The organism is Ruegeria meonggei (assembly GCF_900172215.1).
Lineage (GTDB): Bacteria > Pseudomonadota > Alphaproteobacteria > Rhodobacterales > Rhodobacteraceae > Ruegeria > Ruegeria meonggei.
The window spans coordinates 490,176-509,814 of record NZ_FWFP01000002.1 but is presented as its reverse complement, the minus strand read 5'-3'; the positions used below and the strand labels follow the sequence as shown (position 1 = coordinate 509,814).

Genomic DNA, 19,639 nt, shown 5'->3' with positions numbered 1-19,639 from the left:
CATCCTTGGGGAAATGACAGCCCTTTAACGAGATCATGCTCAAATAACCTGTTCGGAATTTTTCGACCTGTACAAACCTCAGATCACGCAGGCTCGTCAACTAGACCCCAGAGTTTGCGACACATCCCGGGCAGACCATCGTGAATTGGTGGTTGATTGACCTGAGGGCGTTTCGGGCCGCTCTGATCCGGCATAGGACAGCGGGTTCGTTCCTTCATATGGGCGATAAATGCAACGCGGACGGGACGTGCTTCAAGTGGTTTGATATTCGGTCGTTTCCGAAGGAACCGCCGTTGGTGGTGGCTAGAGGTTGAAAGGGAGGAAGTCCTTTGAGCCATGTGGCTTTTCAATGGAGGTCTGCTTTGAGCCCAATTTACATGTGTCGTTACATCGTCATACATTCCACAAACGAGTACACATATGAGCGCGGTTGCGGGCCGATGACCAACCGATGCACACTTCATGGCTGAAACAAACATGTGGCAAGATATGCAACTTGATTGGAAACCCCTATCCAATAAACAAAAGACGTTACGCACGATTTTTGTCGGGGCGGTTGTGATGACCGCATGTTCCTTCTGGTACGAGAGCATTATTCAGTGGCCAAGGGGTCGAGGCCAAGCGGTCATTGTCGTGTGCTTTCTCGGCTTTCCCATTCAAGCGTTATACTATGGCTTAAAGTGGTATCGAGAATGCTCTACTCAGAACTGAACTGAAAGACCCATCGCTCGTGTTATCAGGACTCACCTGTGAGCGCCATTTCAACGACCGCTTTGTCCCGCAAAGCGGCAACGACAACCGATCATCCACCGTGCAGCCGGTCCAGCAAATGGGCCGGTTTTTTCACTGAATGCAGTGATATCGGGACCGCTTCTTAGCGGTGAATAGCGGTCGATTACCCGTTGCAAGCACATCCTGGGCCTTTGTGGCACGTGTAGCTTCGGTTAATGCAGCTATCCCCACAGGCCTTGCCCTTCCGACAAACCTTGCAACACGCCGCATCGATGACCTTGGCTCTGTCGGTTTGGTCAAGCAAGTTCCAGAATGCTTTTGTTGAGACGGGTTGAGTAGCTTCTTTAGGAGCAGGAGCACCGTACTGAGCAAAAGCGGCTGAGCAGGACAGAGCGAGAGCGACCACGCAGGCTGAAAATAGGGTTTTCACAATCAATCTCCGTTAACAATGTGTTAACCTTTGCACACCCATGCCTTGTGCGGAATATGTATTGCTAGCTCACAATTTGGCGCAGTAAATCATGAAGCTAAAGGACATTCATTGAGCGATTTGAAAGGTGACTGAGCGGAGCTTGGTGGGACCACCTGCCGAAGCCTAAAGAACATGAACAAAAAGCCCTGCCCTAAGTGTGGTGGCCCTGTATACGTTCACGAAGAAGATAAAGGAGTGGCAATCTTTATCTTGGTGGCCGTGGTCTTTGTTACTGTTGTGTTTGCCGCACTCACTGGCAACTGGTGACACTCGACCGACATTAGATGATTCGCGATCCGAACCTCATATTCGGCTGACCATTTCTTAATGATGCAAAATGGAGCGCTGAGCGGCGAAATCAGTACTCATGTCCCCCATATGTCCCCCAGAATGAGCAGGACTAGGGCGGGTAGGGCGCGAAACTACGGTAAGTGATTGATTTAATGGTAGCGGAGGAGGGACTTGAACCCCCGACACGCGGATTATGATTCCGCTGCTCTAACCAACTGAGCTACTCCGCCATGAGTGAAAGGCGATTTAAGGGAGGGGCCGGTGAGGGTCAAGAGGGAAAAGGCGCTCTCAGCGGGATTCTTTTTGACCGTCGATCCACCCTTTTCCTTCTTCGCTCAGGCCTTGATGCGTGCGCGATCAGAGATCCCGCGGATGAACGCGGCGCAGGTGTCCGGCGCGGTGATCGGGATCATGTGACCCATCCCTTCAAGCTGTTCGTAGCTGAACCCGAATTGGATCATTGGTGCCCCATGTGCGGCAGGCGACAGGATTACGTCCCCGGCGCCGAACAAGACGCCACCGGGCAGGTTCAGCTCGCCATAGCGTTGCGATTGCGCCCCTATGCTGGCATCGACACCGATTACATCCTGCGACGCCGAGATAAACGCCGAAGGGCGCAGACCCAGTGCACCACCGGCCCGGTCAAGAAAATCCGCAGGCGCGGGTTCGGGATCAAACACAGCCCCAATGGTCTTGGGCGCTGTTTTGGCTGCTACGGGCACAGCAACTGTATTTCCGATCAGCGTCCGCAACCACTCGGCCCGGATTTCAAGCGGTTTGAATACCGGCGGAGTGCTTGGCATTTCGTGCGTCAAAGGGGCCAATAGAGCCAGACCTGCAACCTTGTCAGGATAATCCAGCGCCATGGCCAGAGACACCGCGCCCCCCATCGAATGGCCGACCAAAACGGGGTCAGAAACGCCTTTCTTGTCCAGAAACTCCATGATCATGCGGGCCTGTTCCGGCAAGCGGGCAAGATCGGCTGTGTCGCGTGTGGAATACCCGCTTCCGGGCCGATCCACCGCGATGACGTGGAAATCGTCGGTCAGCCTGTCCATCAACGCATAAGTGTAGTGCTGCAGTTGCCCGGCCAGCCCGTGGATCATGATCAGGGTCGGGTTCGCGGGATCCCCTTTTTCGACATAGTGAATGCTGCCGCCGCGCACGGAGACAACCTCACCTGGTTGCGGAACCTTCTCTGTGCCCTCTCGGGTCAACTTGCGGGTCCACAGATGCATGCTGGCAAGGAACACCGTGATTACGAGGAGGATTAATAGGATTGTGGTCATTTCAGTGGGCTCCGCCTTGGGGTGTGACAGGGGTGTATTGCTCTAGCCCGGATTGGGCCATGCGTTTTTCGAACTCTGCGACAATGCCCGGCCAAAGCGTTGTGTTTCGGCCATCTGCGTCCTGATACCAGGACGTGCAGCCGCCGGTCTGCCAAATGCTGTCAACGTGCCGGTCCTGCATCTCTTGTGTAAAAGCGGCCTGCTTCGCCGCGTCTGGCGCTATGACCCGCAGCTTGTCACGGCTCTTCTGTTCCAGCGCCCGGCCGATATGGCTCACCTGGGCTTCAATCATCAAAACGACCGAGTTGCGGCCCAGACCCGTATGTGGGTCCAACAGGATGAAGAAGTTCGGGAACCCGGCTATTGCGGTACCCAGATTGGCCTGCATCCCATCGGCCCAGGCATCCCGCAATGCCAGGCCGTCGGCCCCGGTGATGTCCAGCCGCTGAACTGCGTCGGTGACGTGAAATCCGGCGCCCCAGATCAAAACATCGACCTGCCTCTGGCTGCCGTCGCTGGCAGTAATCTGATCCCCGTCAATTGAGGCGACCCCATTTGGAACCACCGTCACATTGTCCCGTGCCAGCGTGGAGCACCAATCGTTCGAGCTTAGGATGCGTTTGCAGCCGATCCGGTAGTCCGGCGTCAGGGTTTGGCGATCCTGCGGGTCGGTGATTTCTTTCTCAAGCGCATCGCGCCACATTTTCATGGCAAATGCTACCATCCGCTTTTGTCCGCGAAACACGCGGTGGCGGTATTCGAAGAACATGTAGTTCAGCTTGCGCCGTAGCCGAGCCATTGGCGGGACCCTGCGGTAGAGCTTGCGCAGCCAAGGGGCAATGGGACCGTCCGGTCGCGGTAAAACATACGGGGCCGCGCGTTGGAAAATCGTGACCTGAGCGGCGGTTTTCGCGATCTCAGGGACAAACTGGACGACAGATGCCCCAGTTCCGACAGCTGCGATGCGTTTACCCGCAAGGTCTACGTCATGGTCCCATTGCGCTGAATGAAAGCAAGGGCCGGGAAAGCCGTTTGCGCCGGGAACGTCGGGAATACTTGGCAAGTGCAGAGCGCCGATTGCCGAAACAAGAAAACGTGCGGTCCAACGCTGTCCTTCGTCGGTTTCAATATGCCAACGGCCCCCGTCCCATCGCGCGGATTTCAGCTGTTGGTGGAAATGGCACAGGTCATACAAACCCTCTTCGCGGCAGATCTTTTGCAGATAGGCCTGAATTTCATCTCCGCCCGCATAGGCGCGGGGCCAGTCCGGGTTTGGGTGTGAGGCCATCGAGTACAGGTGCGAGGGAATATCGCAAGCGACGCCGGGATAGGTGTTTTCGCGCCATGTGCCACTGATGCCCCCTGTCTTTTCAAGGATGGTGATATCGCTGATGCCCCGCTTGCGCGCTTCAATCGACATGGTCAGCCCCGTGAACCCGGCGCCGACGATCAGCATGTCCGTGCTGTGTTCCATGCGTCCTGCCCTCCCGAAGCGACCGTGATGGTCGGTTCGGACTATAAACCGAGAGGAGCGCGTGAACAGCTTCCCGTTGAGTCAGGGGCTGATCACGGTTCGATCAGCCGCGCAGGATTTCGCCTTTGGGATCAAAGGGCGGTTCCCGCAGAATGACGGCCTTGTGAGGTCGTCCCAGCACCATCACTTCGACTTCGTCACCAGGCTGAGCGTTCTTTACGAAGCCCAGAGCCAGCGACATGTCGACCGAATAGCCATAGGCACCCGACGTCACGCGGCCGATGCCGATCCCGTCCTTGAAGATCGGCTCGCCTCCTGTCGCATCAGCGTCAGAGGCGGTCACGTCGCCCTCATCAAGATGCAACAGAACAAGATTTTCACGCGGCGGTGATTTCAAAACCTCCATCGCGGCGTCCTTGTTCAGGAAATCCTTGTTGAATTTGCACAACCGATCCAGCGCCACCTCATGCGGCCAGTATTCGGGGCTGTATTCGCGGCTCCAAGAGCCATAGCCTTTCTCAACCCGCAAGGACATCAGGGCGCGGCTGCCTACGGGGCCAGCTCCAAAGGCTTTGCCCGCCTCGATCAGCGCATCATACAGGCGGGGCTGATCCTTGGTGGCACAGTGAACCTCCCACCCCAGATCGCCGGTGAAGGACACGCGCAGGGCCAGAACCTCGATCCCTGCCAGTTCGATCCTGGCTGAGCGCATGAAGGGAAAGTCTTCGGTGGCAAGCGACACATTGGTCAGGCGCTGCAGAATTTCGCGCGATTTCGGACCGGCGATGTTGAAGCCGCACATTGCCTCTGTCCGGCTTTCAAATGTGGTGCCATCAGGCAGGGGCATCTGTTTGAAGAACCGTTTGTGATAGCGTTCCGCCATGCCGGAACCGATAATCCAGAATTCCTCGGCCCCCAAGCGCGTCACGGTGAAGTCCCCGGCGATCCCGCCACGTTTTGAGATCAACGGCGTCAGGCAGGACCGCCCAACCGTCTTGGGCATCCGGTTGGTAAAGACCGCGTTCAGCCAGTCTTCGGCCCCCGGGCCTGTGCAGACATATTTGGCAAAGTTCGAAATATCGATGATACCGGCGCGTTCACGCAGCATCTTGCATTCCTCGCCCACCGGACCCCACCAGTTCTGGCGGGTAAAGCCGTTGGTATCACTGGCACCGGGCGTGTCGGCAAACCACAGGGGATGCTCCCATCCGGCGTTCAGGCCAAACACCCCACCCATATGTGCTTGTTTGTCATAGATGGGCCGTGTGCGGGCCGGGCGACCTGCGCTGCGTTCTTCGTTGGGGAAATGGATGGCAAAGCGGTGGGCGTATTGATCCTGCACCCGCGCTTTGGTGAACGCTTTCGTGGCCCAGCTGTCAAAGCGGGCCATGTCCCAGGCGAACATGTCATACTGGGTCTCGCCTTCGACGATCCATTGCGCGGCCATCAGGCCCATGCCGCCGGATTGCGAAAATCCGGGGATGATGCCGTTACAGCAGAAATAGCCGTCCATCTCGGGCACTGGTCCCATCAGCACGTTCGCATCCGGTGACCAGATCATCGGCCCGTTGATGACCCGTTTGATCCCGGCCTCGCCCACGGCGGGCAGGCGTTCTATGGCGTTCATCATGTTCTCTTCGATCCGCTCCAGATCGTCAGGGAACAGATCATGGGCAAAGTCCAGCGGCGTGCCATCTTCGGCCCAGAACTTCATGTCTTTTTCGTAGGCCCCAACCAGAAGGCCCTGACCTTCCTGTCGCAGGTAGTACTCACCATCCCGGTCGCTGACCGAGGGCAGACGGGTGCCGTGCCCGGCCACATCAGTCATGGTCTCTGTAACGAAATACTGATGCTCGGTTGGTTGCAGAGGCAATTCAATCCCGGCCATTTTCGCCACCTCGCGGCCCCACAGGCCGGCAGCGTTGATCACCCACGGGGTTGCGGTATCCCCTTTAGGTGTCCGAACGATCCAGGTGCCGTCGTCCTGCTGGTCTGTCGCGGTGACAGGGGTAAAGCGATGAATTTCAGCCCCGCGCTGGCGTGCACCGACCGCATAGGCGTTGGTCACGCCTGAGGGGTCCACATTACCGCCATCAGGCTCAAACATCACGCAGCGGATGCCGTCATAATTGACCAGCGGGTTCAGGCGCTGGGCCTCTTCGATGCTGACCTCATAGAAGTTCATGCCATAAAGCTTGGCCTTGGCCGCCTGCAGCCTGAGTTGATGTTCGCGTTCTTCGGTCTGCGCCAGATACAGCGAACCGGGTTGAAACACGCCGCAGCTCTGGCCGGTTTCGGCCTCAAGCTCTTTGTAGAGGGTCATCGTATAATGCTGAATGCGGCTGATATTTGTGCTGTCATGCAGCCCATGGATGTTTGCCGCCGCGTGCCAGGTCGACCCGGAAGTCAACTCATCCCGTTCCAGCAGAACAACATCCGTCCATCCCAGTTTGGTTAGATGATAGAGGATCGAACACCCGATCACCCCGCCGCCAATCACCACCGCCTGTGCCTTCGTTTTCATGAGCCTGCCATATCCAAGTTGGGTTCGCTGCCATGTGTCACCATCGCAATCGCACGGGCAATGGGCATAAATTTCATGTTGGGGTGAATGAATTTAACCCAAGACTAATCCGAGAAATTCAACCGATGCCCGCGACCATGGGCAACAAGCCTTTGGTTCAATGCGTCCGCCTCTGCCGCGCCACATTCCAAAGCAAAAACAAAGGCATGGGTTAGGTAGAAACAGGCCGCGTCGATGTCCTGCGCCTGCTCGCAGGTGTCGGCGGCCAGAGTGTAATAGCGGATCAACGCGGCATGATCATTGCGATCATGCGCGTCCAACAACAGGCGATCCAGTTCGGTTTTGTCCATCGGGTCCCCGTCTGAGCCAGTCGAAAGAGACGACCAGCCGATCGCGTTACTCGGCGCGGCCGTTTTCGATTTGTGTCGCGACCCAATGGTGGAAATTGTGCGTCGGCCCGTCCATCGCAGGCGAGAACCGCCCACCATCGAACAGCATCCCGTGGCGCCCCTTTTGCATGCCTTCGACCACGAACACATCCTCTTCGAAAACCGTCTTCCACAGCTGCGCGTTCGAGGCGCGCAGCCCGTCATATTCGGGCGTGTCTTCGATGCTTTTCGCATAGTAGAGCTCAATATGTTCAACCGTGTTTCCTTGATCCACAGGTTCCAGCACGATGGCAAAGCTATGGTCGCGCTGCACGCCGAACAGGACATTTGGATAAAGCGCCACATATTCCGCGCCCTCATCCCATTTGTCGCTGAGCCCTTCGAAATCCGGGAAGGTCGCGCCGTCTTGATCGGTCAGTTGCCGGTAGACCAGCGTGCCTTGCCCAGAATACTGACCACGCACTTCGATATTGTAGTGATCTTCCAACCGGGAATAGCTGTTCAGGCCCGGATGGACCCACGGCAGGTGGTAGCTTTCGCAATAGTTCTCGACCGCGAGTTTCCAGTTGGTCTTGACTTCCAGCTTGAACGAGGACGTTTCGCCGCCGTGAAAGATCGGTTTGTCAAAATCGCCCCAGCGTTCCATCAACGCACCGTGGACTTGTTCAAATGCGGGCGCGTTGCCGTCGACATTCACAAAGATCACGTCACGCCAGACAAAGGATCGTACCCGTATCAGGCCCAGTTCATCGCGATTGACGTCTTCGTGTTTGTTCTGACCCGGACCGCCCACATGGGGGGTTGCGCGCAACTCGCCCTTCAGGCTGTAGCACCAGCTGTGATAGGGGCAGCGAATGGCGCCTCCAATTTTTCGCGGCGTGTCCACAAGGATCATACCCCGGTGCCGACAGGTGTTTTGGAATACTCCAACTTCGCCATCCCGGTCGCGAACGATCAGCAGCGGCATGCCCAGAAAATCGACCGGCTTGGCGTCACCTTCCTCGGGGACATCCTTGCCAAATCCGATCCCGGACCAGTTGGCAAAAAGCACAGATCTTTTCTCCTCGGCAAAAATGGCCGGGTCGACATAATGCTCGTTCGGCAGACCGTTGGCGACGGTTACATCGGCCAGAACGGAAGACAGCGCGCTATGCTTGTTCATCGGGCTCTCCTGAGGTTTCGCTGGATGCGTCCCCTCAGTATTGACGGATGGGGTGGCTGTTTCTCAATATCAGAAAAGCTCATCAGTGGGTGATTTCACCTAAACCGAAACGTTCTCAACCTCTTGCAGGATCCATGTTTTCAAAGCGCGGGCACTGTCCGAGAGTTCTTCATCCGGACGGCCAACAAGGTAGAATTGCTTGGGCGCTGTCAGGTGATGCGGGCTGACGGCCACCAGTTTGCCGGATTGCAGCATAGGTTGAATCAGGCGTTGCCAGCCCAATGCCAGACCGGCCCCTTTGCGCGCCAGTTGCAGGGCGACAGAGTAACTGTTGACGCGGGATTCGATCGGGATGGTGTCATTGCAGCCCAATTGCCGGAACCATTCCGGCCATGTGGTCCAGCTGCGATCTTCCGAGTCTAGATGGATCAGCCGCTCAGCCGCCAACGTCTCCAGACTTGCCCCAATCAGCCTTTCTGCCACCTCTGGGCTGGCGACGGGGACCAGGTGGTCTCGAAACAGTGGTGTGTGGGACAGATTCGGGTCGCTGTCCTGCCCGTAGCGGATAAAGAAATCCACATCAGGTCGATCACGGAACGGGCGATCTTGCGACAGCTGATCCACGTTGACCTCGGGCCTGTCACGCCAAAACCGGATCACCGCCGGGGATAACCACAGGGCTGCCACTGCGGTGGTTGAACCGACAGTGACCTTGCCGCCGGAGGTGCGGTCGCGGATTGTGGCTAGCACTTTTGAGATACGCCCGAAGGAAGAAGACAGTGCCTCGTACAGCGCTTTGCCATCCTCGGTCAGGTCAACACCGCGATGCTTGCGTTGAAACAAAACGGTATCAAGATCACCTTCCAGCGCCTTAATCTGGTGGCTGACAGCACCTGGAGTAACCGACAACTCTTCGGCGGCGTTTTTGAAGCTTAGATGACGGGCTGCTGCCTCAAAAGCCGACAATGTGGTAAGCGGCGGCAAATTATAATGGCGTCGGGACATGAATTAGGGCGTCTTGCTGGCATACAGGTTAGCTGATTTCAACTGAGTATTAGATTTTTTCGTGTTGTGCACCAGAGGAAACTTTTCAAAAGGTGATTTTGAATGACATGTTTCCAGTAAGGGTCGTCGGCTTGTGGAAATGTGTCGGTTTTGGTTGGATCGACGTGCGGTGAAGCCTGTAGGCAATTAGATCAAGAAACGTTGGGTATCGCAAGATTTTGCTGCCGCCGAGTAAATCCGTCGGTTTTCGACCTGAGATCGCCAATGACGGTTACGCGACCGAATATGCGGAAAGGAAAGGAGAAAGGGCAGTCGGGAAAGTAACAAGGTTGGTCCGTTTGCATCGCACTGACGCCAGCGTCGGTTGAATTCCAGCAGGTTGGTTCGCAACTTCATATTTTCTGAAGCAAACTAAAGTTAATTGAGTTTGACTGATATCGCCCTGTAGCTGCATTCTGCCTTAAATCGAAATTGGCGAATTTGGAGCCTGACGTAACCACTTCTGAACCTGATCGCGCCGTATCAGTTAGTGGGCAATGCGTGCCCGCCGGGCATGAGTCGCCAGAATTCCGCTAGAGCAGCCGTAGCGCTAACCGCCACGCTGCTAGAGAAGATCAGCGCGACGGTCTGAACCAATAACAAACCGGGAGCATCATGCAAATGCCAGCTTACCGGCGCAGACCCAAAAAGTGAATGTGACAACTGGGAGGAACCTTATGTCATTACCTGAGCCATTTACGGACCTAGAGATAGAAACGGCGGATGCCGGTTTCTATGAAAATTACAGCGTTCCCATTGCGCTGATCAGTAAGGCCATCATGGTTGGACTGGTGCTTTGGGCACTTGTTTTCCCGGCCAATGCCAATAGCACGCTGGGAAGCTGGAACAGCAACATTCTGGCAAGCTTCAACGGCTTCTACGTTGTCATAGTCGGGCTGTTTTTCTTCTTCCTCGCAGTTGTTGCGATCATCCCTGCCACCGGGCGGCGCGTTATGGGTACTCCAGGTGAAAAGCCCGAGTTCTCGAACTTCTCATGGTTTTCGATGATGTTCGGTGCTGGTCTGGGCGTGGGTCTGATGGTGTTTGCCACCGCAGAGCCGCTGGGCCTGTGGGGATCGAACCCTGTGACTGTGTCGGGCAGCGTGACCCCGAACGAGCCCGAGGCAATCCAGTCGGCTTATCGCTATACGTTCCTGCACTATGGCTTCCACGCTTGGGCGATTTATGTGGTGACCGGCCTGTCGCTGGCCTACTACGCCTATACGCGCGATATGCCACTGACAATTCGTTCGGCGCTGACACCCTTGTTCGGCCGCCTGATGAACGGATTCCTTGGCCATGTGGTTGACGTTCTGGGCGTTGTGGCAACGATCCTGGGTGTATCCGTGACCATCGGTTTCGGCGTCAGCCAGTTCATTGACGGTGTTTACGCGATAACCGGTATGGAATGGGTGATGGATCTGGGCGGCGACGTTCCCACGCCCAGCAAGGTTGGCCTGGTCGCAGGTCTGGTTGTCATCATGACACTGTCGATCATCTCGGCCGTGTCCGGTGTTGGCCGGGGTGTTAAGTATCTGTCGAACCTGAACCTGGTTCTGTCGATCATTCTGCTAGGCACGTTCATCATTTTCGGGTCTTTCGTCTTTGCCTTGACCACCTATGGCTCGGCGATGGTCGATTACATCATCCACTTTGTCTCCATGAGCTTCGGCGCCTATGGCCCGATGTCTGCGGACGCCTTTGCTGCGGGCTTGCCTGAGGCCGCGCAAGCCCATGCAGATGATCTGATGGGTGGCGCAACAAATGCCTGGGGCAGCTTTGATGGCTTCAAAAGCGGTCTGGAAGGCGCAGCCGCTGAGTTGGACGAAGAAACCCTGGCCGCAGCTTATGCCGCGGGCGAGCAAGGCCGTCAGTTCGGTTGGCAGTCGGGTTGGACCACGTTCTACTGGGCCTGGTGGATCGCATTCTCGCCATTTGTGGGCCTGTTCCTGGCGCGCATTTCCAAGGGCCGTTCGGTGCGTGAGTTCATTCTGGGCTGTGTGTTCGCACCGGCGCTGGTGTGCTTTGCATGGATGACGGTTCTGGGTGGTACAGCGATTGATCTGGAACTGGCCGGTGCCGCAGAAGGCGCGATCATTGGTGCATCGAACACCAACAAGCTGTTCGTGACGCTGTCCTACATGATCGACGGTGGGCTGTTGTCCATGCTGAACGTCATGTGCGTGATCCTGATCATGACCTTCCTGGTCACGTCCGCTGACTCGGGCATTCTGGTGATGAACACCATCATGTCCGGCGGCAGCCAAGAGACAGGCATCAAGCACCGCATCATCTGGGGTGTGATCCTGACGGCGGTGATCGGTGCGCTGATCCTTGCGGCGGGGGAAAACAACCCGATGGATGCCTTGCGCAATGCAATGATCATCGGCGCGCTACCCTTCACCATGGTGATGGGCCTGATGATGGTCGCTCTGACAAAGGCATTGTTCCGTGACAGCCAGCGGGACAAGCACAGTGCTTCGGCGCAAGCTGCTGAATAAACGCAAGCCCGCCTGACACACTCAGCGCCGCCCCATCCCCGGGGCGGCGTTTTTCGTTCCGGACCCGGTGTCGCTTCTTGCAAGCAGATATCGCAATCAGTGAGGTCAACGCGCAACGAATCCCCCAATCTGACAGGCAAGACTGGAGGATTGCCCTGTGAACATTCGTACTGCAACCCGCTCGGGTGGGCGCTCGGCCCGCCGCGCCCTGCGATCAGCCCCGAACTTTGAAATGCTGCCCGGCCTGACCCGGGGCATCCCCCTGTGCGAGGTCATGGATGGCGCGCAGGTCGACCAGATCGACGCCGCCTCGATGGAGATTCTGGAGAACGTTGGCGTTCAGTTCCGTGATCCAATTGCGCTGGAAGACTGGAAGAAAGCGGGCGCCAAAGTGGAAGGGGAACTGGTCTATCTGGATCGCGGACTGGTGCGCGAGCTGATCGCCACGATCCCGTCGGATTTCACCTATCACGCCCGTGATCCGAACAAGAACGTTCGGCTGGGGGGCAGGCAATCGATCTTTGTGCCGATGACCGGTGCACCTTTTTTACGTGATCTGGACGATGTGCGCCGCAACCCGACGCTGGACGATCTGGCGATGTTCCACAAGCTCAGCCACATGATGCCCGCGCTGCATTCCAGCGCGCATCACATCGTCGAACCCTATGACCACCCGATAAGCCAGCGCCACCTGCGTATTACCTATTCGTCGATGAAACATTCTGACAAGACGTTCATGGGTATGACCACCAGCCCCAAGAACGCCGAAGACGTGATGGACATGTGCGCGATCCTGTTTGGCGAGGACTTCCTTGAGGATCACCCTGTCACCACAGGTAACTGCAACGGCAATTCACCATTGGTCTGGGACGAAACCATGCTGGGTGCCATGCGGGCGTTCAGCCGCCGCAACCAGCCGGTGCTGTGCTCGCCCTTCGTGCTGGGTGGGGCCAATACACCCGCCTCCGTTCCCGCCACCGTGGCGCAGCTGAATGCCGAGGCGCTAAGCGCGCTGGCCTACACGCAGGTTATTCGCAAGGGCGCGCCTGCGATCTATGGCCATTATCTGTCGACCGTGTCGATGAAATCCGGTGCGCCGATGGCGGGCACGCCCGAGATCAGCCTGATGAACTTTATGATCGGGCAAATGGCGCGGCATTACGGCGTGCCATGGCGCACCTCGAACACGCTGGGCGGGGCCAAGACGTTTGACGCGCAGGCTGGGTATGAATCCGCAACCACGTTGCAGGCGGTGATGCACTCTGGGGCCAATTACATCTGGCACTCGGCCGGGTGGAATGAGGCTGGGATGCATTGCTCTACCGCGAAGTTCATCGTTGATGCCGAACAATGTGCCATGGCCTATCGCATGGCCGAAGGGCCGAAGTGGCACGACTTTGATCAGGCCCTGGCTGCCGTGCGGGACGTTGGCCCCGGTGGGCATTATCTGGGTCATCCGCACACGCAGGACAACTTTCAAGAGGCTTTCTTTATGCCTGAGATGTTCGACAACAACTCGATCGAGCAATGGCAGGCCGAGGGGGGTGTCGAAATTACTGAACGCGCCTTGAACCGCGCGCGGACTCTGCTGGCGGAATACCAGGAACCCAAGCTGGACGAAGCTAGGAACGAGGCGTTGTTGGACTATATTGCTCGGCGCGAACGGGAAATCCCAGCTGCGGATGAACTGAACCAAAGTTACTAAGTGAACATCCACTGAAACTCACCCGCCCGGACCATTGGGCGGGCTTTTTCCAGCCAGAACTCAAGGGGCAATGTATATGAACGGAAAGACAGCCCTCGTCACAGGCGCTGCAGGCGGGATCGGAGCGGCCATCGTGCAGTGTCTGCGTCAGGCAGGCGCACGCGTCGCTGTTGCAGATCGTTCAGTGGCGGGGATCGACGCCGATGCGCATCTGCCCGGCGATCTGCTGGACGCCGACTATGCGAACACCTTGCCACAGCAGGCAGCGGACCGGCTGGGCGGGTTGGATATCGTTATCAACAACGCTGGTGTCATCACACGCGGGTCCGTTGTCGACTCCTCGGATCAGGACTGGTCGCTCTCTTTGGGCGTGAATGTCGAGGCTCCTTTCCGCATCTGCCGCGCAGCAATTCCGATCATGGCCGCGCGTGGCGGCGGTGCGATTGTCAACACGGCCTCGTGCTGGGGGCTGCGGCCCGGACCCAATCACGCGGTCTATTGCATGACCAAGGCTGCGATTGCTTCGTTGACCCAGTGCATGGGGCTGGACCATGCCCATCAGGGGATCCGTATCAACGCTGTCTGCCCGAATGAGGTAAACACTCCGATGCTACGTTCGGGCTTTGAAAAACGAGGGTTTAACGCAGATAGCGCCGTGGCCGAACTGGGCCAGACCGTGCCGCTGGGCCGGGTCGCGGAACCCGAAGATATCGCGGATGTGGTGATGTTTCTAGCCTCGGACGCGGCGCGATACATGTGCGGAACCTTGGTCGAAGTGAACGGAGGCAAGCCAGTCCGATGACCCGTTTCCAAGGCAAAACCGCCCTTGTCACCGGCGGGCGCAGTGGCATCGGGCGCGCCATCGCGCAGCGCTTGCAACAAGATGGTGCACGCGTGTTTACGGCGCAGCGCGGGTCCGATCCTGATTTCGAAGGGATTGAGGCAGACTTCAGCACAGCAGACAGTCCGCAATCCGTGGTGTCTCAGGTCGTTGAACGGGCAGGGCGTCTGGATATCCTGATCAACAACGCAGGCATGATGCAGGAAGCCTCGGTTGAGGATATGAGCCTGGACGACTGGCAGCGCACCCTGACCGTCAACCTGACCGCACCATTCCTGATGATCAAAGCCGCGCTACCCTATCTGCGGCAGGCGCAAGGGGCTATTGTCAATGTCGGCTCGATTGAGGGGCTGGGCAGCAATCCCGGTCACGCCGCCTATGGCACATCAAAGGCCGGGTTGCACGGGTTGACCCGCGCGGTGGCCGTGGATCACGGAGGTGAGGGGATCAGGTGCAATGCGGTTGCCCCGGGCTGGATCGACACAGAACTGAACGTGGATTTCATAGCCTCGATGCCCGACCCGGATACGTTTCACGAAGAGATCAAACGCATCCACCCTGTTGCCCGCACTGGCGCGCCCGAAGAGGTTGCTGCGCTGGTGGCGTTCCTCGCCTCGGACGAGGCCAGTTTCATCACCGGTCAAGTTTACACGATTGATGGCGGCCGCATGGCGCAGCTTAGCCTGCCCTGATCATTCATCCCGCGCGCACCATTCCTTCCAGCGCAGCACAGCGTTTGCTCCGATCTCGCGGAAGGGTCGTGGCGGCAGGCGTTTGGGCTGATCCTCGGCGTCGAAATGCCGGGCGATGTCAGAGCTGTGGCCGCAAGCGCGTTCGGCCGCGGCAATACCCGTCAAGGTGCCGCGCGCGGTGCCCAACCCGTTCTGAACACAGCCGGAATAGACGCCCGGTTCAACTTCACCCGTGACAGAGACGCCGTTCAGGCTCAGGCACAGATGTCCGGCCCAGTGGTGCTCCATCTGCAGGCCGGCAAGCTGAGAGAACCGCTGATCGAACTTGCGCTGCATGACCCGAGCGGCACGTGCCAGATCACGCTGAGTTGCTGCCATACCAGGGCGCAGGGCTGCGCAGGTGCGGGTGATGACGCGATTGCCGCCCTGACCGCTATCAATGCGCCGCATGGTGGTGCCCATCGGGTCAGATGGCGTTACGCCCCAGCGAGGCTGCCCGCCCAGCTGGGCCATAGCATCCGTGTCCAACTCAGGCGTCATGGCTGCGAACAGAAACAGTTGCATCAGGCGATCCCGTTTGATGCCAAAGCTTTCAAGATGCCCGTTCACAGTCAGGATAACTGTGCCAGTGCTGACGCGCCCTCGCGCAGTTTCGACCTGCCACGCGCTGCCTTGTTTTTCGAAAGTAGTCACGGCGGAGTTCTCAAAAATGCGGACTCCAGAACTGGCCAAGCCGATGGCCAGCCCGCGAATATATCCAGCCGGTTGCAGCATCACCGTCCCCGATGTGTACAAGCCAGACCGATAATGCCACGAGCCGGTCAGGTCGTGCATCTGCTGTGGGTCCAGCATCTCGCTGGTCTCGCCCAGTGTGGCCAAGTGCCTGGCATAGCTTTGGTTGTGGGTGTGCCCCGCAGCGCTGACCGCCCCGTTCACCTTCCCAACCGGGTCAAAGAAATTCGGGTCGATCTGGTATTGCTCGACCGCTGTTCGGGCAAAGGCAATCGCCTGACGGTTCAGCGCGATCATCGCGGCGTCGTTCCCTGCACCGGCATAATCTGAGGACGACAGATCATGCGGCAGGTCGATCATAAACCCCGAGTTCCGCCCCGCCGCACCCTCGGCCACACGTCCGGCTTCAAGCACGGCCACCGTGGCACCCGGTTGCAATTGCGCCAGACGCCGCGCCGCAGACAACCCGGCGAAACCGGCACCTACCACCACGAAATCTGCCGTCAGATCACCGTCCAGCTGTTGCGGTGGCGACGAGTCGCCCAAAATAATACTCCACGCCGCCGGGCCGCGATGAACCGGCAGGGTTCGGGCCGTGTAGCTGCTCAATCCACGGCCTCATCTGCGTCATCGGCCAGATCGATCCAGATGGTTTTCAACTGGGTGTACTGATCATGGGCATGAACCGAGTTGTCCCGCCCGCCAAAACCGGATTGCTTGTATCCGCCAAAAGGCGTGGTGATATCCCCCTCACCAAAGCTGTTGATGGTCACGGTGCCCGCCCGGATCATCCGCGCGCCGCGAATGGCCCGTTTTGCGTTGGCCGTGAAGATCGAGGCGCAGAGGCCGTATTCCGTGTCATTGGCGATCTTGATGGCCTCGTCAAAGCCCGACACGGTGATCACGGACAGGACGGGGCCAAAGATCTCTTCGCGCGCCAGCGGGGCATCATTGCCTGGCACTTCGATCACCGTGGCCTCGACGAACCCCTTGTCCGCTTTGCCCCCGATCAAGACGTTTTCCGCCTGACCCAAATAGCCGCAAACCTTGGTGTAGTGCCCTTCGCTGACCAGCGCACCCATGCGGGTCTTGGGGTCCAGCGGGTCGCCGATGTTCCACTGTTTGGCGTGATGAGCGATGCGCTTCAGCAGCTCGGGTTTCACGGCCTTATGCACGATCAGACGGGAAGAGGCCGAGCAGTTCTCGCCCATGTTCCAGAACGCGCCATTGACTACATGCGCAGCCACACGGTCGAGGTTTTCGGCATCCTCCAACACGATGGCCGGGTTCTTGCCGCCCATCTCAAGCACGACCTCTTTGGCGTTGCTTTCTGCCGAATAAGTCAGGAACCGTTTTCCGGTCACGGTTGACCCGGTGAAGGACACCATGTCGATATCCATATGCCGCCCGATGGGCTCGCCCACCTCTGCGCCCCCACCGGGCACGACGTTAAGCACCCCACGCGGCACCCCGGCCTCAATCGCCAGTTCGGCCAGACGCAGCGCAGTCAGTGAAGTTTCCGTCGCCGGTTTCACCACCACCGAACAGCCAGCTGCCAGAGCCGGCCCGATTTTCCACGCCAGCATCAGCAGGGGGAAGTTCCACGGCAGCACCAGACCCACAACGCCAATCGGTTCGCGCACAATCATGGCAATGTGATCATCGCTGGCAGCGGACACCTGATCATAGATCTTGTCGATCGCTTCGGCATGCCACTTCAGGCAATGGATCGTCTCGGGCACGTCCACAGTTTCGCAGTCATAGATGGTCTTGCCGCTGTCAATGCTTTCCATCACCGCCAGTTCGCGGGCATTACGCGTGATCAGTTTGCACATCCGGATCAGCACATCCTTGCGATCCGACGGGTGCAGCTTGGACCACCGGCCGTCGTCGAAAGCCTCGCGCGCTTTTTCAACGGCGAAGTGCACATCCGCCACGCCGCAGGCGGCAATATCGGCCAGTTTCTCACCGGTTGCCGGGTTCACCGTGCCAAATGTCTGGCCGGAGATCGCCGGGCGATAAGCGCCGTCGATGAAGGCTCCGGTTGGCAGGTCCAGACCGGTGGCGATGGATTTGTATTCGTCCTGTGTCAGCAGATCCATATCTCTTACCCCCAATCCTATTCTTCAGCCACAATGTCAGCGATTGTCTGTTTCAGCACGCGCGTCACCTGTTCCAACGCGCGCTTGTCATCCTTGTTCAGACCCTTCAGCGGGGGCCGCATCACACCCGCCTCGATCCCGTTCATGGTGACGCCATGTTTGATGGTCTGGATGAACTTGCCGCCCTGTTCCAGCACGCGCATCAGCGGCATCATCGCCGACATGATGCGGCGACCCTTGGAAAAATTGCCCTCGACCACACAGGCGTTGTAAAGCGCGACATGTTCGGCAGGCAAAAAGTTCGATCCTCCACAAACCCAGAACGGCGCACCCCAGGCAAAGAACTCCAGCGCCTGATCGTCCATGCCACAGCCCAGTTGGATATGCGGATAGTCCCGCGCCAGCAGGTGCACCCGGTTGATATCACCCGAGCTTTCCTTGATGCCGCAAAAGTTCCGGCTGCGGCCGACGCGGTCCAGGAACTCTTCTCCCATCATGGTGCCGGTGCGATGCGGATAATTGTACAGCATCACCGGCAGATCAGCCGCCTTGTCAATGGCCAGCGCATTCAGCGCGTTTTCCCGGTCGGTCGGTACGGAATAAGGCGGGCTGGCCAGCAGGATGGCATCCGCTCCGATCTCACGCGCGCCCGAGGCCAGTGCCAGAGAATCCGGTGTCAGCATCGCACCAGTTCCCACAACCAGCGGTAAGCGGCCCTGCACCTGCTTATGCGTAAATCGCGCCAGTTCCAGCCGCTCGTCGACCGTCTGGGCATAATTCTCACCGGTCGACCCACCGGTGATCAGACCATGCACGCCATGCGCTATAAGGTATTCGATCACCTGCGCCAGGGCGTCCCAATTCACGCGGCCATCGTCGTGATAGGGCGTGACCACCGGGGTATAGATCCCCTCAAATCTGAAGATTGGGTTCATTCCGTCCTCATGCAGGTTTAGAAAGCGGCGCGATGCCCATTGGGGCGTCCAGCGCGTCAGGCATCACAAACAGCTCGATCTGATCGCGTGACAGGTTCCAGTGGTCTTCGGCAAGCTGCGCAGCGGCCGCCTCATCGCCCGCCTCGATGGCGGCGATGATGGCGTCATGTTGTTGGCTGGCCATGGACAGGTTGTCGGATATGCTGGTCGTTTGCGGGCGGTAAAAGGTCATCCCGATCCGCGCGTGATCGATCAGCAACCGATTGAATGACGGCAGCAGATAGACGTTGCCGGACATCTCTCCGGTCACATCGTGAAAGCGGTTGTTTGCCAGCGCGCGATCCTCGCCCGAACCAGACCGAAGCGCAGCCTTGAAGGCTTGCTGGGCTTCCTTCAGTTCATCAATCTGCGTGCGTGTGGCATTCTGCGCCGCCAGCTGCAAGATCGCTCCATAGACCATCGGCGCGGCCAGAAAGAAATCGCGCAGCGTAGTATAAGACATTTCGGTCACCCGCGCACTGCGGTTGGTCCGCAAGTCCAGGTAACCTTCGCCCGCCAGTTGGCGGAATACCTCACGCAGAGGGGTGCGTGACAGGCCGAAGGCATCAGACAGGTGCGCCTCATCCAGATCCGAGCCGGGTTGCAGGCGCAGGGTCAGAATCGACGCTTTCAGATGCTCTGTCAGCGCTGTTTTTCGGGATTTCGCATCGTCTTTCATTCAGTTCCCCTGCGTCTTCCGGCGCGAATCGCGTCG

Annotated in this window: 14 protein-coding genes and 1 tRNA gene; 4 read left to right on the top strand and 11 right to left on the bottom strand. The window is 58.2% G+C overall.

Annotated features, from left to right (window positions below):
- Nucleotides 1-1,648: 1,648 nt before the first annotated feature.
- The 7 genes from RUM8411_RS05155 to RUM8411_RS05125 form a co-directional block, all read right to left on the bottom strand.
- Nucleotides 1,649-1,725 (bottom strand) — tRNA-Met (locus tag RUM8411_RS05155).
- 105 nt (nucleotides 1,726-1,830) lie between these two features.
- On the bottom strand, nucleotides 1,831-2,784 hold the full coding sequence (locus tag RUM8411_RS05150; protein WP_085821566.1) for an alpha/beta fold hydrolase: 954 nt from the start codon (nucleotides 2,782-2,784) through the stop codon (nucleotides 1,831-1,833).
- Nucleotide 2,785: 1 nt separating this feature from the next.
- Nucleotides 2,786-4,258, bottom strand: a complete 1,473-nt coding sequence (locus RUM8411_RS05145) for a flavin-containing monooxygenase (RefSeq protein WP_085821564.1) — start codon at nucleotides 4,256-4,258, stop codon at nucleotides 2,786-2,788.
- A gap of 103 nt (nucleotides 4,259-4,361) precedes the next feature.
- Complete coding sequence (locus RUM8411_RS05140; protein WP_085821562.1) at nucleotides 4,362-6,782, bottom strand: GcvT family protein; 2,421 nt, start codon at nucleotides 6,780-6,782, stop codon at nucleotides 4,362-4,364.
- Nucleotides 6,783-6,886: 104 nt separating this feature from the next.
- Nucleotides 6,887-7,132 carry a hypothetical protein gene (locus tag RUM8411_RS05135; RefSeq protein WP_085821561.1) on the bottom strand — a complete coding sequence of 82 codons (246 nt, stop codon included), beginning with the start codon at nucleotides 7,130-7,132 and terminating at the stop codon, nucleotides 6,887-6,889.
- A gap of 46 nt (nucleotides 7,133-7,178) precedes the next feature.
- On the bottom strand, nucleotides 7,179-8,333 hold the full coding sequence (locus tag RUM8411_RS05130; RefSeq protein ID WP_085821560.1) for an aromatic ring-hydroxylating oxygenase subunit alpha: 1,155 nt from the start codon (nucleotides 8,331-8,333) through the stop codon (nucleotides 7,179-7,181).
- A gap of 99 nt (nucleotides 8,334-8,432) precedes the next feature.
- Nucleotides 8,433-9,338, bottom strand: a complete 906-nt coding sequence (locus RUM8411_RS05125; protein WP_085821558.1) for a LysR substrate-binding domain-containing protein — start codon at nucleotides 9,336-9,338, stop codon at nucleotides 8,433-8,435.
- Nucleotides 9,339-10,054: 716 nt separating this feature from the next.
- Here RUM8411_RS05125 and RUM8411_RS05120 point away from each other — a divergent pair.
- The 4 genes from RUM8411_RS05120 to RUM8411_RS05105 all read left to right on the top strand — a co-directional run bounded on the left by RUM8411_RS05120 (nucleotide 10,055) and on the right by RUM8411_RS05105 (nucleotide 15,116).
- The gene (locus RUM8411_RS05120; protein WP_085821556.1) at nucleotides 10,055-11,878 is read left to right on the top strand and encodes a BCCT family transporter; all 1,824 of its coding nucleotides are present in this window, start codon (nucleotides 10,055-10,057) and stop codon (nucleotides 11,876-11,878) included.
- A 157-nt stretch (nucleotides 11,879-12,035) separates the two neighbouring features.
- Entirely contained in the window at nucleotides 12,036-13,583 is a 1,548-nt protein-coding gene (locus tag RUM8411_RS05115) for a trimethylamine methyltransferase family protein (protein WP_085821554.1), read from the top strand.
- A gap of 70 nt (nucleotides 13,584-13,653) precedes the next feature.
- The gene (locus RUM8411_RS05110) at nucleotides 13,654-14,385 is read left to right on the top strand and encodes an SDR family NAD(P)-dependent oxidoreductase (RefSeq protein ID WP_085821553.1); all 732 of its coding nucleotides are present in this window, start codon (nucleotides 13,654-13,656) and stop codon (nucleotides 14,383-14,385) included.
- Nucleotides 14,382-15,116, top strand: a complete 735-nt coding sequence (locus RUM8411_RS05105; protein ID WP_085821552.1) for an SDR family NAD(P)-dependent oxidoreductase — start codon at nucleotides 14,382-14,384, stop codon at nucleotides 15,114-15,116. The genes RUM8411_RS05110 and RUM8411_RS05105 overlap by 4 nt, the downstream gene beginning before the upstream one ends.
- Here RUM8411_RS05105 and RUM8411_RS05100 read toward each other — a convergent pair whose 3' ends face one another.
- The 4 genes from RUM8411_RS05100 to RUM8411_RS05085 are packed head-to-tail and all read right to left on the bottom strand — an operon-like array spanning nucleotide 15,117 to nucleotide 19,603.
- Entirely contained in the window at nucleotides 15,117-16,457 is a 1,341-nt protein-coding gene (locus RUM8411_RS05100) for an NAD(P)/FAD-dependent oxidoreductase (RefSeq protein WP_085821551.1), read from the bottom strand.
- Nucleotides 16,454-17,950: an aldehyde dehydrogenase gene (locus RUM8411_RS05095; protein ID WP_085821550.1), complete on the bottom strand. Its 1,497-nt coding sequence runs from the start codon at nucleotides 17,948-17,950 to the stop codon at nucleotides 16,454-16,456. Before RUM8411_RS05095 ends, RUM8411_RS05100 begins: the two co-directional genes overlap by 4 nt.
- Before the next feature lie 17 nt (nucleotides 17,951-17,967).
- Entirely contained in the window at nucleotides 17,968-18,885 is a 918-nt protein-coding gene (locus RUM8411_RS05090) for a dihydrodipicolinate synthase family protein (protein ID WP_085821549.1), read from the bottom strand.
- Nucleotides 18,886-18,892: 7 nt separating this feature from the next.
- Nucleotides 18,893-19,603 carry a GntR family transcriptional regulator gene (locus RUM8411_RS05085; RefSeq protein WP_085821548.1) on the bottom strand — a complete coding sequence of 237 codons (711 nt, stop codon included), beginning with the start codon at nucleotides 19,601-19,603 and terminating at the stop codon, nucleotides 18,893-18,895.
- Nucleotides 19,604-19,639 lie beyond the last annotated feature (36 nt).

Bases quoted from the DNA above. Each gene is read 5' to 3' on its own strand.
- RUM8411_RS05145 (WP_085821564.1), bottom strand. From the start codon at position 4,258: ATGGAACACAGCACGGACATGCTGATCGTCGGCGCCGGGTTCACGGGG.
- RUM8411_RS05150 (WP_085821566.1), bottom strand. From the start codon at position 2,784: ATGACCACAATCCTATTAATCCTCCTCGTAATCACGGTGTTCCTTGCC.
- RUM8411_RS05095 (WP_085821550.1), bottom strand. From the start codon at position 17,950: ATGGATCTGCTGACACAGGACGAATACAAATCCATCGCCACCGGTCTG.
- RUM8411_RS05135 (WP_085821561.1), bottom strand. From the start codon at position 7,132: ATGGACAAAACCGAACTGGATCGCCTGTTGTTGGACGCGCATGATCGC.
- RUM8411_RS05085 (WP_085821548.1), bottom strand. From the start codon at position 19,603: ATGAAAGACGATGCGAAATCCCGAAAAACAGCGCTGACAGAGCATCTG.
- RUM8411_RS05140 (WP_085821562.1), bottom strand. From the start codon at position 6,782: ATGAAAACGAAGGCACAGGCGGTGGTGATTGGCGGCGGGGTGATCGGG.
- RUM8411_RS05130 (WP_085821560.1), bottom strand. From the start codon at position 8,333: ATGAACAAGCATAGCGCGCTGTCTTCCGTTCTGGCCGATGTAACCGTC.
- RUM8411_RS05105 (WP_085821552.1), top strand. From the start codon at position 14,382: ATGACCCGTTTCCAAGGCAAAACCGCCCTTGTCACCGGCGGGCGCAGT.
- RUM8411_RS05120 (WP_085821556.1), top strand. From the start codon at position 10,055: ATGTCATTACCTGAGCCATTTACGGACCTAGAGATAGAAACGGCGGAT.
- RUM8411_RS05090 (WP_085821549.1), bottom strand. From the start codon at position 18,885: ATGAACCCAATCTTCAGATTTGAGGGGATCTATACCCCGGTGGTCACG.
- RUM8411_RS05110 (WP_085821553.1), top strand. From the start codon at position 13,654: ATGTATATGAACGGAAAGACAGCCCTCGTCACAGGCGCTGCAGGCGGG.
- RUM8411_RS05125 (WP_085821558.1), bottom strand. From the start codon at position 9,338: ATGTCCCGACGCCATTATAATTTGCCGCCGCTTACCACATTGTCGGCT.